This is a genomic window from Lysobacter sp. A286 (genome assembly GCF_054052105.1).
Window position 1 is genome coordinate 18,277 of the sequence record NZ_JBSVRJ010000006.1, and the last position, 16,234, is coordinate 34,510.

11 protein-coding genes are annotated in these 16,234 nt (G+C 66.2%); 4 read left to right on the forward strand and 7 right to left on the reverse strand.

Annotation, left to right across the window (positions count from 1 at the left end; genetic code table 11):
* Positions 1-10 precede the first annotated feature (10 nt).
* The 3 genes from ACW7G0_RS13745 to ACW7G0_RS13755 all read right to left on the reverse strand — a co-directional run bounded on the left by ACW7G0_RS13745 (position 11) and on the right by ACW7G0_RS13755 (position 2,653).
* Positions 11-925, reverse strand: a complete 915-nt coding sequence (locus ACW7G0_RS13745) for a hypothetical protein (RefSeq protein WP_456990483.1) — start codon at positions 923-925, stop codon at positions 11-13.
* 136 nt (positions 926-1,061) lie between these two features.
* Positions 1,062-1,910, reverse strand: coding sequence for a BPSS1780 family membrane protein (locus ACW7G0_RS13750; protein WP_456990485.1), 849 nt, complete (start codon positions 1,908-1,910; stop codon positions 1,062-1,064).
* Complete coding sequence (locus ACW7G0_RS13755) at positions 1,907-2,653, reverse strand: glutamine amidotransferase (protein ID WP_456990487.1); 747 nt, start codon at positions 2,651-2,653, stop codon at positions 1,907-1,909. Before ACW7G0_RS13755 ends, ACW7G0_RS13750 begins: the two co-directional genes overlap by 4 nt.
* A 96-nt stretch (positions 2,654-2,749) precedes the next feature.
* Between ACW7G0_RS13755 and glyQ the strand changes: the two genes are divergently transcribed.
* From glyQ to ACW7G0_RS13775, 4 genes are all read left to right on the forward strand, one after another.
* On the forward strand, positions 2,750-3,715 hold the full coding sequence (gene glyQ, locus ACW7G0_RS13760; protein ID WP_456990489.1) for a glycine--tRNA ligase subunit alpha: 966 nt from the start codon (positions 2,750-2,752) through the stop codon (positions 3,713-3,715).
* A complete protein-coding gene (gene glyS, locus ACW7G0_RS13765; RefSeq protein WP_456990491.1) occupies positions 3,715-5,817 on the forward strand; it encodes a glycine--tRNA ligase subunit beta in 2,103 nt (700 codons plus the stop codon). The genes glyQ and glyS overlap by 1 nt, the downstream gene beginning before the upstream one ends.
* Positions 5,818-5,879: 62 nt before the next feature.
* The gene (locus tag ACW7G0_RS13770; protein WP_456990493.1) at positions 5,880-7,667 is read left to right on the forward strand and encodes an autotransporter assembly complex protein TamA; all 1,788 of its coding nucleotides are present in this window, start codon (positions 5,880-5,882) and stop codon (positions 7,665-7,667) included.
* Between the two features lie 3 nt (positions 7,668-7,670).
* Positions 7,671-11,648, forward strand: coding sequence for a translocation/assembly module TamB domain-containing protein (locus ACW7G0_RS13775; RefSeq protein ID WP_456990495.1), 3,978 nt, complete (start codon positions 7,671-7,673; stop codon positions 11,646-11,648).
* A 10-nt stretch (positions 11,649-11,658) separates the two neighbouring features.
* Here ACW7G0_RS13775 and ACW7G0_RS13780 read toward each other — a convergent pair whose 3' ends face one another.
* The 4 genes from ACW7G0_RS13780 to mgtE form a co-directional block, all read right to left on the reverse strand.
* The gene (locus tag ACW7G0_RS13780) at positions 11,659-12,138 is read right to left on the reverse strand and encodes a DUF421 domain-containing protein (RefSeq protein WP_456990497.1); all 480 of its coding nucleotides are present in this window, start codon (positions 12,136-12,138) and stop codon (positions 11,659-11,661) included.
* A 157-nt stretch (positions 12,139-12,295) separates the two neighbouring features.
* Entirely contained in the window at positions 12,296-13,024 is a 729-nt protein-coding gene (gene ribA, locus ACW7G0_RS13785) for a GTP cyclohydrolase II (RefSeq protein WP_456990499.1), read from the reverse strand.
* A 211-nt stretch (positions 13,025-13,235) separates the two neighbouring features.
* The gene (locus ACW7G0_RS13790) at positions 13,236-14,657 is read right to left on the reverse strand and encodes a sialidase family protein (protein WP_456990501.1); all 1,422 of its coding nucleotides are present in this window, start codon (positions 14,655-14,657) and stop codon (positions 13,236-13,238) included.
* A gap of 75 nt (positions 14,658-14,732) precedes the next feature.
* Complete coding sequence (gene mgtE / locus ACW7G0_RS13795) at positions 14,733-16,172, reverse strand: magnesium transporter (RefSeq protein ID WP_456990503.1); 1,440 nt, start codon at positions 16,170-16,172, stop codon at positions 14,733-14,735.
* Positions 16,173-16,234: the final 62 nt, after the last annotated feature.

A 16,234-nucleotide genomic window follows, 5' to 3' on the forward strand; every position in this document is an offset into this window, starting at 1 on the left:
GCGGATCCGATCAGGCGGTAAGCGCTTCGGCCGGGGTGGTTGCATCGCTGCCGCCCTCACACACGTCGCGCCACAGGTGGTACATCACGCCAAACGCGACGACACACACGGCCAACAGGAACAGCAAATACAGCGGAATGCCGATCAGCATGGTGATCCACATGCCCAGGAACTTGCCCAATAAGCTCACCACCAGCACCACGATGCCCGCGATGATGACAAGCACGATCATCGCCACCACGTAGCTCACGAACAACACCAGCAGCGGCAAAACATTCTTGAATGCGCCGGCAACACCCTCACCAAACGCGGCAAAAACGCCGCGGCGGCGCAAGCAGATCTGTCCGATCGCAACCGACTGGATGGCGAAAAACAGCATGCCGACCACCATCATCACCAGGTAGGCAGCGCCCAGCCCGGCGGGCAGGCTGGCCATCATTGCCGTCGGATCGGCGAGCGCCTGCGATTGCATCATCTGCAGATACCAGGTCATGACGCCGCCGGCGAACACCGACAACAAGGCGGCCATGATGACGTTCTGCACGATGGCCATCAGCACCAGCAAGCCGATCAGGCGCGACGAGGTTGCCATGTCGCCCAGCCCGGAAAACACATCGACTACGCGTGCAGGACGCCCGTTCTCCGCTGCGTCGATCAGCCGCCAGTAGCCGACCATCAGCATGCCCATCACCACCAGGACCAGCACGCCCACGAGCATGCCGATGATGACCATGCCGACGAGGTTGTCTCCGAGCATGGCGAACATCGCGGCGGCCCCCAGCATCGCCACCACTCCCACCACGAGCATGGCCACCAGCAACAGCGCTGCGCCGCCGAATACCGCGACCGGATTGTTGCGGCCCAGATTGATGCCGCGTTTCAGCCAGTCAAAGCCGGCCATCGGACTCATTGCGTGTGTCGTCATTTTCCTTTCCCCTGTTGGTGTTGTTGTTTTGCCAACGTTCCCCGTAACGGCCGTCCTCCCCCGAGGACTGCGCCGCCACTGCATGCTCTGCTACTACATACCCCGTTGCTGCATGCCCGTCACACCTTGCGGCCGATCAGGCCTCGAAACCGCCTGCCGACACCACCGGTGTCGTTGGCGCGGTCGGTGCGTCACCGATCATCTGCCGCCAAGCGAGATAGGCCACCCCGCCCATCACCGGCAGAAGGATCGCCATCAGCAGCAGTTGGACCACGAACATCGACGCCATCGCCCCGATTGCCATGCTCAACACCATCCCGACCAGTTGCAACGCCAGGCTCAGCGCGACCATCGCTATCACCAACAGCACTAACAGCACCAATACCGCGCCGAGGTTGCTCAGGCAGGCGCGGAAGCTCAGCTTCATCGCCGCGAAGGCGCCGCGATCGGTGAACATCACCTCGGGAATCGCAACGAAGGTAAAGAATCCGGCGACTACGCCGACCACCAACGCGGCAATCATCCAGCCAAACAGCCTACCCAGCGGCAGCGACTCGACCAGCGCGGGATCCGGATTGACCTGCAGCTCGACCATGAGCTCGGATAGGCGCACCAGCTCCTGGCTTCCCACCATCGCCACCAGCAACACCATCACCACCACCAACGCGGCGATCTGCGGCAGCAGCATCGCCAACAGCTGCGGCACCTTGCCATCACGCACGCCCTGCACCAGGTCGGCCGGCGACGCCGGGCGCCCTTGGTCGACTTCACGCGTCGCGTAAACAACGCCGGCAAACAGGACCGGCCCAAGCACCGCCAACACCAGACTCAGCCAGACCTGCCCACCGACCGACGCCAAGGTCGACAGGCCACCCCAGATGACACCCAGCAGGCCCAGCGTCAGCGGCGCCTTGCGCAACAACGCCAACCCGCCCAGCAACCATTCCGCGCCTGCACCGGCAGGCACCTTGCGAATATCCGTCATGACCCGGTTTTCTCCCTTGTAGATACGCCCTGTGTCAGCCCGCGCGCATGGTGGACGAAGCGGCGCAGCACCCGTCGACCCTGCGGGCAAGCCCCCACCGCCGCCAGCATCGCACGTGGATCGAGCCCTTCGCGCTGCAATGCAATCTTGCGCGCATCGATATAACCACGCATATGGGTGGCGCTGAATTCGGGATGGAATTGGACCCCCCAGGCGTTATCGCCCCAGCGGAAGGCCTGGCAAGGGTCGGCTGCCGATCGCGCCAGCACCGTGGCGTCGGCGGGGGCGCGCAATACGGCCTGCAGGTGGGTCAGCTGTGCATCGAACGACGCAGGCAACGGCGCGAACAACGGATCCTGCGCGGCCGCAGGCAGCAGCTCGATCTCAACGGTGCCCATTTCGCGACCGGCCGGGTTGTCGCCGACTTCGCCGCCCAGCGCGTGCGCCAGCAGTTGATGGCCGTAGCAAATGCCAAACAGCGGCAAGCCCGCGTGCGCCGCGTCGCGCAACCAGGCCGCAGTGGCCTCGCTCCACGCCAGGCGCTCGGTGACCATCGCGGCCGACCCGGTCACGATCACACCGGCGAAGCCTTCGCGATTGGGCAATGCGTCACCGGTCTGGACATCGATCACCACCGCACCGTCGCGTGGCAAGCGCGCGGCCACCCGGATCCAGTGCGCAAAATCGCCGTGGCGGCGCAGGGGTTCGGCCGGCTGGCCGGTCGCGATAATCAGGAAAGGCATGGTCACGGACAGCGTATCCCAGTGTGAAACGGCGAAAAAACGACGCGTGCAAAGCGGGCCGTATACTAACTTGCTTTGCCCCACGGCCTTTCAAGCATGTCGCAGCCTGACTCACGCGCCTTGTCGCCCACGAGCTCCCAGCCTCCCACCTTCCAGCAACTCATCCAGCGCCTGAATGCGTACTGGGCCGAGCAGGGCTGCGTGTTGATCCAGCCGCTGGACTTGGAGGTCGGTGCCGGCACCTTCCATCCGGCCACCTTCCTGCGCGCGCTGGGGCCGGAGCCGTGGAACGCGGCGTACGTGCAACCCTGCCGCCGCCCGACCGACGGCCGCTACGGCGACAACCCCAACCGGTTGCAGCGTTACTACCAGTACCAGGTCGCGATGAAGCCCTCGCCCGACAATATCGTCGAGCTGTACTTCGACTCGCTGAAAGCACTCGGCGTGGACCCGCTGGTGCACGACCTGCGGCTGGTCGAGGACAACTGGGAATCGCCGACACTCGGCGCCTGGGGCCTGGGCTGGGAAGTCTGGCTCAACGGCATGGAGGTGACCCAGTTCACCTACTTCCAGCAGGCCGGCGGGATGGAATGCAGGCCGGTGCTGGGCGAGATCACCTACGGTCTGGAGCGCCTGTGCATGTACCTGCAAGGCGTAGACAACGTGTTCGACCTGGTCTGGACCCACGGCCCGGACGGCACGCCGGTGACCTACCGCGACGTCTACCACCAGAACGAGGTCGAGCAGAGCACCTACAACTTCGAGCATGCCAACGTGGAGGTGCTGTTCCGGCGCTTCGACGAGTGCGAGGCGGAGGCGCTGGCACTGGTCGAACTCAACCTGCCGCTGCCAGCCTATGAGCAGGTGATGAAGGCCAGCCACAGCTTCAACATGCTCGATGCGCGCCGCGCGATCAGCGTCACCGAGCGCCAGCGCTACATCCTGCGCGTGCGCAAGATCTCCCAGGCGGTGGCCGTGGCCTATCACGCCCAGCGCGAGAAGCTGGGGTTCCCGGGAATGAAGAGCGCCACCGCCCAGCAGGCCGGCAAGGAGAGCGTGTGATGAACAACATCACCTCGGGCAACACGGGCGTGCGGATGCAACCGCTGCTGATCGAACTGGGGACCGAAGAATTGCCGGTCAAGGCGTTGGCCGGGCTGGCGCAAGCGTTTTTCGATGGCGTCATCAACGGGCTGGTCACGCGCGGCGTCGCCTTCGAGCGCGACGAGGCCAAGCCGCTGTACACCCCACGCCGGCTTGCGGTGCTACTGCCCGGAGTGGCCGTTGAGCAACCCGTACAGTCTTCCGAAGTGCTGGGGCCGTACCTCAACATCGCGCTGGACGCCGATGGCCAGCCGACGCGCGCACTGCAGGGCTTTGCCGCCAAGGCCGGCGTCGAGTGGACCGCGCTGGAGAAGACCACCGACAACAAAGGGGAGCGTTTCGTGCACCGCTCGGTCAAGCCGGGCGCGAAGACCGCCGACCTGCTGGGCGCGATCATCAGCGACGCGCTGGCGGCGATGCCGATCCCCAAGCCGATGCGCTGGGGCGACCACGACTACCGCTTCGCCCGGCCGGTGCATTGGCTGGTGGTATTGCTGGGCAACAACGTGGTCGAGGTGGAGCTGCTGGGCGTGCGCAGCGATCGCATGAGTCGCGGTCATCGTTTCATGCATGACAAGCCGGTCTGGTTCAGCACGCCCGGCGATTACGTGGGGTCGCTGCGTGGCGCGAAAGTGCTGGTGGATGCCGACGAGCGGCGCGAAAGCATCGTTCGCCAGGTCGAGGCCGCGGCGCAGGCATGCAACGGCGTGGCGCGGATCGAGCCTGGCATCCTGGAAGAGGTCAACGGCCTGGTCGAATGGCCCAGCGCGATCACCTGCGGGTTCGAGTCCGAGTTCCTCGCGGTCCCGGCCGAGGCATTGATCGCGGCCATGGAAACCCACCAGAAGTTCTTCCCGGTGCTGGATGGGCAGGGCCGGCTCAGCGAGCATTTCGTCGCCATTGCCAACATCGACAGCAAGGATGAGGCCGAAGTCCGCAAGGGTTACGAGCGGGTGATCCGGCCGCGCTTCAGCGACGCCAAATTCTTCTTCGTGGAGGACATGAAGCAGGGACTGGCGTCGATGAGCGACGGCCTGAAAGCAGTGACGTATCAGGGCAAGCTGGGCAGCGTCGCCGACAAGGTCACGCGCGTGTCGGCATTGGCCGAGTGGATCGCCTCGCAGGTTGACGTCGACCCGAGCCTGGCCCGACGTGCCGCCGAGTTGTCCAAGGCCGACCTGCAATCGCGGCTGGTGGGCGAGTTTCCCGAGTTGCAGGGCATCGCCGGGCGCTACTACGCGGCCGTGGAGAACGAGCCGGTCGAGGTCGCCCATGCGATCGACGAGGCCTACATGCCGCGTTTCTCCGGCGATGCGATCGCGCCATCGAAGCTCGGCCAGGTGCTGGCCATCGCCGAGCGACTGGATACCCTGGCCGGCGGTTTTGTCGCCGGCCTGAAGCCGACCGGCAACAAGGATCCGTTCGCACTTCGGCGCAATGCGCTGAGCCTGGCGCGCACCTTGCTCGAAGGCGGCCACGATCTGTTGCTGCACGAACTGGTGGAGCGCGCCATCGCCGCCCAGCCACTGCAAAATCCGGACATCGGCAGTTTTGATGTCACCGCCTTCGTCTACGATCGCCTGCGCGGCTATTACGCCGACCAGGGCATCTCGGTGCAGCAGTTCGAGGCGGTGGCCCATGTGGCCCACGACTCGCTGCTCGATTTCGACCACCGCCTCAAGGCGATCGGGGCGTTTGCGGCCCTGCCGGAAGCGGCCGCATTGGCCGCCGCCAACAAGCGCAGCCGCAACATCCTCAAGAAGGTCGAGGGTCCGGTGCCGGACATCGTCGACACGAGCCTCTTTTGCGAGCCGGCCGAACGCGAGTTGGCGGAAGCGGTCGACGCGGCGATCGCCGACACCGACCCGCTGCTGGAGCAGGACGATTACGTGGCCGTACTCGGCCGGCTGGCCCGGCTGCGTCCGCAGGTCGATGCCTTCTTCGAGCAGGTGATGGTCAACGCCGACGATGAGAAGGTGCGCAACAACCGGCTGGCGCTGCTCAAGCGTCTGAGTGACCGGCTGGGCAGCGTGGCGGCAATCGAATACCTATCGATTTGAGGCCGGTCGATCTGAGGCCGGTCCTAATCCATTCTTGACACGCTACCGGTATCCTCGCCCGCATGCGCCTTCCCCGCCTCGCCCTGCCCATCGCCGCGTTGTGCTTGTTTGCCAGCGACCCGGCGCACGCAGCGAAGGTGGACAAGGTGATCGTCACCGGCCTGGACGACGCGATGACCGAGAACGTGCGCAGCGCCGTGGCGCTGGTCGACGTGGTCGGCAAGGACCTGTCAGGCCGACGGTTGGCCTACCTGGTGCGCGAGGCCGAAGACCAGACCCGTGAAGCACTGGAGCCGTTCGGCTATTACTCACCCACGATTACCGTGGAGCGCGACCGCGGCGACGCCACCTCCACGGTGACCATCGCGGTCGATCCCGGGGAGCCGGTGCGGGTGCGACGCGAGCACGTTGCCATCGAAGGCGACGGCGGCCGTGACCGGTACCTGACCGAAGACATCGCCGCGTTCCAGCCGGAGGTTGGCGAGGTGTTCGAGCACCCGGTATATGAAGCCAGCAAGACCCGCATCAGCCGACGGCTTGGCCAGCGCGGCTATTTCGACGCGGACTTTGCCCATCGCCGGGTGGAAGTCACTCGCGCGGAGCACGCGGCCGACATCGACCTGGTGTGGACCAGTGGCCCGCGCTACGACATGGGTGTGATCACGTTCGAGCAAAAGCCCAAGGCCATCCTGCGCACCTCGCTGCTCGACAATCTGGTCTATTGGGAAACCGGCAGCTATTACCACCAGGGCAAGCTGGATCGGCTGCGCGAGTCGCTGTCACGGCTGGATTATTTTTCCTCGGTCGTCATCAATCCCAACCCTGACGAGGCCGTCGATGGCCAGGTTCCCATCGACGTGCTGCTGTTCCCCGCCAAACGCAGCGTTTACAGCGCCGGCCTGAGCTATGGCACCGACAGTGGTCCGGGTGTGCGGCTGGGGATGGAGCGCCGTTACGTCAACGATCGTGGCCACAAGGCACTGGTCCAGCTCGACTACGCGCAGCGCCGCAAGACCCTGACCACGCAGTACCGCATCCCCGCGTTCGCGTGGGTGGATGGCTGGTATACCTTCAGTGCACAAGCGGCGGACGAACAGACCGACTACATAGACAGTCGCCGGATCGAGTTCGTCGGCAGTCGCAACGGACGCATCAACAACCATCTCAACGTCACCGCGTCGCTGCATGCGTTGCGCGAGCGCTGGTCCTATCTGGCCGATGACGATGGCGACGCCAGTACCGGCCCGGAGTACCGCTACGCAACCTTCACCTATCCGTCGTTGCGGGCCGAATACATCGATGCCGACAGTCTGGTCTTTCCGCGCGACGGCCTCGCCGGCACCTTGATGGTGCGCGGCGGTCTGGAAGGCGTGGGCAGCGATGCCAACTTTTCCCAGGCCAGGGCGACGCTGCGCTGGTATCGCGGGATGGGCGATCGCGACCGGTTGATCGTGCGCGGCGAACTGGGCCATACCTTTACCGACGACCTGGTCGCAATGCCGCCAAGCCTGCGCTTCTTTGCCGGCGGTGACCGCAGCATCCGTGGTTACGCCTGGCGCGAGGTCGGTCCACGTGTGGAGGGCAGCGACGGCAAGCTGTACGCACTGGGCGCGAAGAACGTGGCGACTGCCAGCGTCGAGTACGAGCACTACTTCACCCAGAACTGGGGCGCAGCGGCGTTCGTCGATAGCGGTAGCGCGTTCGACGGTACGCCGGACTGGCACACCGGCGTCGGCGCCGGCGTGCGCTGGCGCTCCCCGGTCGGCCCGGTCCGGGTCGATATCGGCCATGGCCTGGACGATCCCGACGCCGGGTTCCAGATCTACCTCAGCATCGGCGCGGACCTGTAGCCGATGGCCGGCATCCTGCGCCGACGGATCGATCCCGACCTCACGGCGGAACAACGCGAGCAGCGGATTGCCGAGCTGCGAGCGCGGCGCAAGGCGCGTGCGCGCTACCTGGCCATCCGTGGCGCAGTGCTGGTCGCTCTGGTGGTCGTCGGGCTGGGTGTATTTGGCTACTGGTTGCTGGGCAGCATCGGCGGACGCGAGTTCCTGCTCGGCCAGGTGGTCTCGCGCTTGCCCGATAACGCCACCTTGAGCTGGAGCAAGGCCGAAGGACCCGCGTCGGGACCGTTGACCATGCATGACGTGCGCTTTACCTACGACGCCATCGTGTTCACCGCGCAGCGTGTCACCGTGGACCCGGCGTTGCGTCCGCTGCTGGGCCGACGGCTGCGGCTGGACGCCATGCAGATCGAGAACGCGACGCTGGACCTGCCGCAAGGCGATGAGCCGTTTGAGTTGCCGCGCTGGCCTGACTCGTTACCGCAGATCGCTCCGCCGCTGGCGCTGCAGGCCGACGACGTGCAAATCGACGGCTTCCTGATCAGCAGCGAAGGGGTGCCCACCATCGATATCCATCGCCTGCGCGGCGGCCTCGACGCCGGCCCGGGCGCGCTGCATATCGAGCATCTGGTCGTCGACAGCGACCGTGGCCGGTTCACCGCACACGGCGATTACGTGCCCGCGGACCGCTACCGCAGCGACCTGGTGGCAACCGCGATACTGCCGGCGGCCACGGGGCGCACCCCGGCCCGGCTGGGTTTTGTGGCCAAAGGCGACCTGGACCGCATGGACGTGGCGCTGGCCGGCCGCGCACCGGAAGCCTTCCAGGTGACACTGGTGCTGCGCGGCGACGGCGGAGAACCGCAGCTGGTCACCGGCGCCGGCGAGGTCGTGTCGGGCCCGGCGATGACCGCCACCAAGGGACCGCGCTGGCAATTGCGCGCCAACGCCGAGGCACTCGATATCGGCTTGTTGACCGGCTCGAACGCCGCAGCTTCGCCGACACCAGTGGCATTTCAGTTCCAGGCCGACGGGATTGGCGGCGACGCCCGCTTGCGCGGCGAGCTGCGGCAAGGCGATTTCCAGGCCCGCGTGGTCAATTCCCGGCTTCAAGTCCAGGACCAGGTGCTGCAACTGAACCCGCTGCGGCTGCAGTTGTTGGGAGGCACGGTCATCGCGCGCGGCAGCGCCGACTTCAACAACCCGGACAATCCGGAATTTCGTTTCGCCACCAACGTGCGCGACCTGCAATGGGGTGGTTCCAACGGTGCGACCCCTTCGTCGGCGACTGTCGCTGACAATCCAATCATCCACGCCGATGCGGATTTGGGCCTGGCCGGCACGATGAAGGCTTGGGCGCTGGTTGGCACGGCCACCCTCTCCCGCGCCGGTGAGCAGGCGCAACTGACCCTGGACGGTCGCGGCGATGCCCAGCAGATGCAGCTGCAGCGCCTGGACGTACAGATGCCGACCGGCACCCTGGCCACCACCGGCACGGTGGCGTGGGCACCGAGCCTGGGTTGGAATCTCGACGCGAAACTGGCCGGCTTTGATCCGGGTTACTTCGCCGCCGGCTGGGATGGGGCGGTGAATGGCCACATCACCAGTGACGGACTCACCCGCGACGACGGCGGTCTGGACATCCATGCCGAACTGGCGGACCTGGGTGGCCGTCTGCGCGGGCGACCACTCGATGGCGACGCCAGCTTCACCATGCACGGTGCGGCGCCCACCGGAGGCAACGCAAGCTACGAGGGCGAGCTGGCCCTCACCCTCGGCGGCAGCCGCGTGGAAGCCCACGGCCGCGTCGGCGACACCCTGGACATCAACGCGCGGTTCTCGCCGCTGCAGCTGGCCGACCTGTTGCCCGACAGTGCCGGCAGCCTGAGCGGCGAGATCCACCTGACTGGCTCGCCCAAGGCACCCGACATCAGCGCTGACCTGGACGGCAACGGGATTGTCTTTGGCGATTACTCGGCCGGCTCGATCCGCATCGACGGCAGCTTGCCGTGGTCGCGCGGCAGCGGCTCGTTGAGCGTGCGTGCCGGCGACCTGGTCGCGGGCATCGAACTGGACACACTGGCCATCGACGCCCGTGGGGCCGTCGAGCATCTGGCGCTTGATTCCAACACCAGCGGCGCATTGGGCAGCCTGGCCCTGTCCGCCAAGCTCGACCGGCAAGGCCGTCGCTGGCAAGGCTTGCTGCAAACGCTGCGGCTGGAGCTACAACGCGGCGCGGACTGGCACTTGCTGCAACCGGCGGCCTTCGCCTGGAACCCGGCCCCCGCCGGCACCGGCAGCCTCGACAATGCGTGCCTGGCGTCCAGTGCCGGCGGCTCGGCGTGTGTGGCGGTTGACTGGCCGCGACCGGGCATCAACATCACCGGACAAGGGCTGCCATTGGCATTGGTGCAGCCCTACCTGCCACAACGCGAAGAGGATCGGCCGTGGGTGATGCGTGGCGAGATCGCCATCGATGCGCAACTGCGTCCCGTCGGCGACCACTGGGAAGGCAAGGTGCGGCTCAGCTCGGACAGTGGCGGCATCAAGGCCAGTCCGCGTGCGCGAAGCGAGCTGATTGAATACGACAACCTGTCGCTGACGGCGGACTTCCGCCGCCAGGGCATCGAGGCAGTGCTCGCCTCCGGGTTCAACGATGACGGCCGCATCGATGCGCACGTCATCACCGGCTGGGATGCCTATTCTCCCCTCTCCGGCCAGGTCTCGCTGGACACCGATGAGCTCACCTGGCTGGAATTGTTTGTTGCCGACATCGTCGAGCCGACCGGCCAGCTGAGCGCCGATATCCGCCTGGGCGGCACCCGCGCGGAGCCACAACTGGGCGGACAGGCGCAACTGACCGATTTCAGCACCGAGATTCCGGCACTGGCCATCACCCTGCGCGAGGGCAACCTGCAGCTCAACGCCCTGGCCGACGGGACGGCGCAGATCCATGGCAGCGTGCGTTCCGCATCGACCGCCGGCAACCCCGGCAGCGGCGTGCTCAACATCGATGGCAGCCTGGGCTGGCAAGGCAACGAGACGCCGCTGGTGCTCATGGTCCGCGGCACCGATGTTCTGGTGTCGGACAGCCTGGAGCTGCGCGTGGTCGCCAGCCCGGACCTGGAGCTGCAGTACCAGGCCGGCCAACCACTGCAACTGAGCGGTCGGGTAGAGGTGCCGGAGGCCCGCATCAACCTGGAACAACTCGACCAGACGGTAGCGGTGTCCGATGACGTGGTGGTGCTCGACCCGGTCGATCCCGAGGAAGGTCCCGGTACGCCGCTGCAGATGGAGCTGGTGATCCGGCTCGGCGACGACGTGCAGATGAACGGCTTCGGCCTGGACGGGAAGCTGGGCGGCGGCATGCGTATCGTGTCGCGCCCCGGCCGCGAGATGACCGCCACCGGCATCATCACCGTGGCGGGCGAGTACACCGCCTATGGGCAGGACCTGCGCATCACCAGCAGCCAGTTGAGCTGGTCCAACGATCCGATTGCCGACCCCGCGATCCGGCTGCGCGCGGAGCGGAAGATTGGCGATGTCACCGCCGGCGTCGATGTCAGTGGCCGCGCCTCCGACCCGCAGGCCGAGGTCTGGTCCAATCCCGCCAGCTCCCAGGCCGAATCGCTCGCCTACCTCACCCTGGGCCGCCCACTGTCGACCCTGAGCGGCAGCGAGCGCGGCCAGCTCAACGCCGCCAGCGCCGCCCTCACCGCCGGCGGCAGCCTGCTGGCCTCCCAGCTGGGTGCGAAGATCGGCTTGGACGAAGCCGGGGTGATGCAGAGCCAGGCGCTCGGCGGCAGCGTGTTCGGCGTTGGCAAGCAGCTCTCGCCAAGGCTGTACGTCGGCTACGGCGTGTCGTTGCTGGGCACCGGCCAGGTGTTGACGTTGAAGTACCTGCTCGACCACGGTTTTGATATCGAGATCGAATCCAGCTCGATCGAGAACCGCGGCTCGGTCAACTGGCGCAAGGAAAAATAACGCCGCGCTGTCAATGCCCGGTCGACTTGGCAATCACGCTGAGCTGGCCATTGGGCTCCACTGTCACCAGCGCCGCATCTTCAACTTTCTCCAGGCCGTTGAGTCGCAACTGACTCAGCAGCTCCAGCTCGGTGACCAGCTCCTGGCGCATCGCTCGTCGCAGCATCTCGCCTTCGCGCACGATCACCACCGGAGCCTCGACGGTCCAGCGCGCGAACAGCGGTGACCGGAACTCCAGCATGTTGATCAACCATGACCATGCCAGCACCACACCCGCCAGGACGACAAAATCCAGCGGGTGTTTCGCACCCGTCGACATCGAATCGGCCACCAGCCCGCCCATTATGACCAGCGCCAGCAGGTCCGTTGGCGAGAGCCCGCCGATCTCGCGTTTGGGGAGCAACCGCAGCACGATCGCCAGCGAGAAATAGATCAACGTGGCGCGCGCCAGCAACTTCCATAGCGGCATCGACAGTTCGAATATCTCCATCGGCATCCGCCTCGCTGGTCACGTCATGTCGTCGAGCCCGTGGCCCCTTCCGAAGGCCGCGCCAGCAGTGCTGGCAGATCGCCCGGCAAGCCGCATGGGTCGGGGCACAGTAGCTACGCACCTCGTCGAGCCGATGTGAAGCCGGCGCCAGACGGCTTCAGTCGTGTGCCGGCGCCTTCGCTGATGCCGTGGTGTCGATCAAGTGGCCGAGCTTGTCCTGCTTGGTCGCCAGGTAGCGCCGGTTGCTGGGATTGTGGCCGACCAGGATCGCGACCCGCTCGGTGACCGCAACGCCCACCGCCTGCATGGCCTTGACCTTGGCCGGGTTGTTGGTCATCAGGCGCAGCGCGCTCACGTCGAAATGCGCCAGCATCGGCTTGCATATCCCGTAATCACGCAGGTCCGGGGCAAACCCCAGCGCCTCGTTGGCTTCCACCGTGTCCGCACCGGCATCCTGCAGCGCATAGGCGCGGATCTTGTTGAGCAAGCCAATGCCGCGGCCTTCCTGGCGCAAGTACAGCAGCATGCCGCGACCTTCGGCGGCGATACGCTTGAGCGCCTCTTCCAGTTGCGCGCCGCAGTCACAGCGGCGGCTGAACATGGCATCGCCGGTCAGGCATTCCGAATGCACCCGCGCCAGCACCGGCTCGCCATCGGAAATCGAACCGAGGGTCAACACCACGTGTTCACCGCCGGTGACCCGATCGGCAAAACCGTGCATCCGGAAGTTCGCCCATGGCATCGGCAGATCGCAGCTGTCAACGTAGTCGAGGCGGGGTGCACGTTCCGCAGACGTTTCCAGGCCGGCGTCCATGTCGTTCAATTTGGCCCCGGTAGCGGCATGCAGCGAGGTCGCGGTATCGATGGCTGGTTTGGCATCACTCATGGGGGGCCTGCAAACGCTCCGTACTAGGGGCATGAATCAAGGGTATGTATCAAGGGCTGTATCAGCGGTCGTGGGCACTATCTTCCTCCAAACCGCTTGTCGGGCGAAGCCAAGCGCTCCCGCGGCCAGTGGACAAACAGCGGACAAACACGAATCCGGCAACCCGACCCACGCTACATGGGGGCGCCATGACCGAATAAAAAAGACCGGATCAGCGCAACGGATCGTTCTGCGCGACCGGCGATTGCATGACCGCACCGCGCAAACCCGGCGTGCCGTCCACGACCTCGGTCCAGACCACATGGGCGTCGCCACCGGCAAGGGCGATCTGCGGAAAGCCGGTACCGCGCCCACGCCCGGCGACCCTGGCCAGCTCGATGCGTTGCTCTTCCCGAACCAGCCCGGGCGAATAGCGCGCCAGTTGCAGGGACTGGCCCTGCGCGTCTTCACGCACCCACACCACCCACGCCGAATTGGCGTCCATGGCCACCGCGATACGCCCGTGCACCGTTTCACCGTGGTCCAGCGTGATCGGGGCGGCGAAGGTGTCGCCGGCATCGTCGCTGTAGGCAAGCTTGACGGTCGGGATATCGCCGGCAGGGGTGGATTGACTGGTGTACCAGCCGACCACGACCTGGTCGCCACTGGCGGCAATCGACGGGCCGTTGACCGGGCAGGCCGGCATTTCCCACTGGTCGGGATAGACGATATGCGGCGGCGTCCAGTTGCCGTCCTGCCATCGGGTGACCGCAATATCGCGGATCTCCCCGACGCTCCGGTCACGGTAGGCCAGCAGCGGGCCTTTGGACGTCACCGCGATGGCGGTCTGGCAACAGTCACACGTCATCGCGTCGATGCGGGTGTCGGCCGACTTGCGCAGCAGGACCTTGTCCGCACCCATGCCGGCGAACTGCGCGGCGTCAAACTGCGCGGCGCGCAAGCTCATCGCGCCCGCGTTGCCGGAATGGCCGTCATGCCCGGCGCTCGCATCGTGGCCGCCGCCCGCCGTCTGGCGACCATCCAGCCACGCCACGCCAAGTCCGGCCTCGCCCTGTGGCCACAATGAGACAAACCCATGCTCGGTCGCAGTGCCATCGTCGTTGACCAGTACCGGCGCCGACCACGTGCCGCCACCATCGTTGGATCGCACCAGAGCGATGTCATAGGCGTATACGGCGGCGGCGGATTTTTGCAGCCAGTGCGCCCACAACGCACCATCATTGCCCATTGCGATATGCGGGGTGTCGGCCCAGTTGACGAACCAGTCGTCCCCGGTCGCTATCGTCGCCGGCGCCGTCCAACCGGCCACGTCGTTGCCGTCAGGCTTCCCGGCAGCAGAAAAAACCAGCGCGTGGCCACCGGCCTGCCTGGGTTCAATCCAGGACAACAGCAAGGTGCCATCCGGCGCTGCCACCAGATCCGGCTGCGCCGCGCCGACCGGCGCCGGCAACCGCCATGGATGACGTTGATACTCGGTCGCGGTGGTCGAGGAGGGGGCGTCAAGCGCACCGTCGCCGATAGCCGCGCTATCGACCGCCGCGGTGCCGGCGTCTGGTGCCGGGCTGCAAGCGCCGCAAAGGATTGCGGTGGCCAAGACCGCAGTTGTCAGCACATCCAGGCGGGTCGGCTTCATCGCGACAGTCTACCGCTGCTGTCCGTCAACCGCCGACCCGGCGCCCACACTCGATGGCGCGGGTTGCCGCCAACATCAGGCGACGGCATGACCCAGCCACGACAGCAGCACGGTGGCGATCGCAAAGTAGATCAGGATGCCCACGCCATCGGCCAGTGACGTGATCAGTGGCGAGCTGGCCGATGCGGGGTCGGCCTTGAACCGGTTCAGCAGGAACGGCAGCGACATGCCCATGACGCTGCCCACCAGCACGATCAGCAGCATCGTCAAGGCCACCACCAGGGCAATCGCCGGACCGCCACGAAACAGGCCGATCGCACTCACGGCGAACGCCATCGTCAGCCCCAGCAACGTGGAGACCACCACCTCGCGCCCCAGCATCTTGCCCCAGTCGCGCATCTCCACGTCACCGGTCGCCAGCGCACGCACCATCAGCGTGGCCGACTGCGCACCGGCGTTGCCGCCGCTGGCGATCAGCAACGGCAGGAAGAACACCAGCGCCATGTTGGCCGCGATCAGGTCCTCGAAGTGGGCGATGCCGGCACCGGAGAACAGGTTCGCGAACACCAGCAGCACCAGCCAGTACACGCGCTGGCGGTACAGCAGCCCCACGGTGGCATCCTTCATGCTCATCGTCAGGCTGCCCAGGGTGCCGCCGGCCTTGTGGAAGTCCTCGGTCGCTTCCGCCTCGGCCACGTCCATCGCGTCATCGGCGGTGACGATGCCGACGATGCGCTCGTCATGGTCGACCACCGGCAATGCCATGAAGTCGTATCGCGCGATCTTGTTGGCGGCTTCGTTCTGGTCGGCATCGACGTGGACGGTGACGGGATTGGCGGCCATCACCTCCGACACCGGGGTGGCCGGATCGGCCAGGATCAAGCGCCGCAACGTGACCACACCCAGCAGATGGCGATCATGGTCGATCACGTAGGAGGTGTAGATGGTCTCCTTGTCGGGCGCGACCCGGCGCAACTCGGCGATTGCCTCGCCTGCGGTCAGCTCGGGCGTCAGGGTCGCGTATTCGGAGGTCATCAGCGCGCCGACGCTGTCGCGCGGGTAGCTGGCCAAGCGGCGGATATCGTCGCGTTCGGCTTGCGCCAATGCAGGCAACAGGCGCTCGCGCCGATCCGACGGCAAGGTGTTGAACAGGTCCACGCGCTCGTCAGCGGACATCAGCTTGAGCAGTTCCAGTACCGCCGGGCGTTGCATGCCGGCCACCAGCAAGGTCTGCAGTTCCAGCGGCAGGTAGCCAAACACCAGCGCGCGCTCGTCGGCGGCGATCAACGGCAGCACTGCGGCCTGTTGCTCCGGCGAAAGGCGGGTCAGCACGTCCGCCAGGTCGGCGGCCAGCACTTCGCTCAACGCGGTCTGCAGGGCCCCGAGATTGTCGCGCTCAAGCTGGTCGTGCCCAAGCTCGGCCGCGATCGCCTCGGCGACCAGGTCGGCATCGAAGTTGCCGTGGATATCGGCGCGGTAAAACGGCCGCACGGCCTGTTGGGGGTTGGGTTGCATCTTCATGCCTCCGGCCGGTCGCTATCGTGCGATCGCGGAAGCGGGCAACACCGGTTTACCGG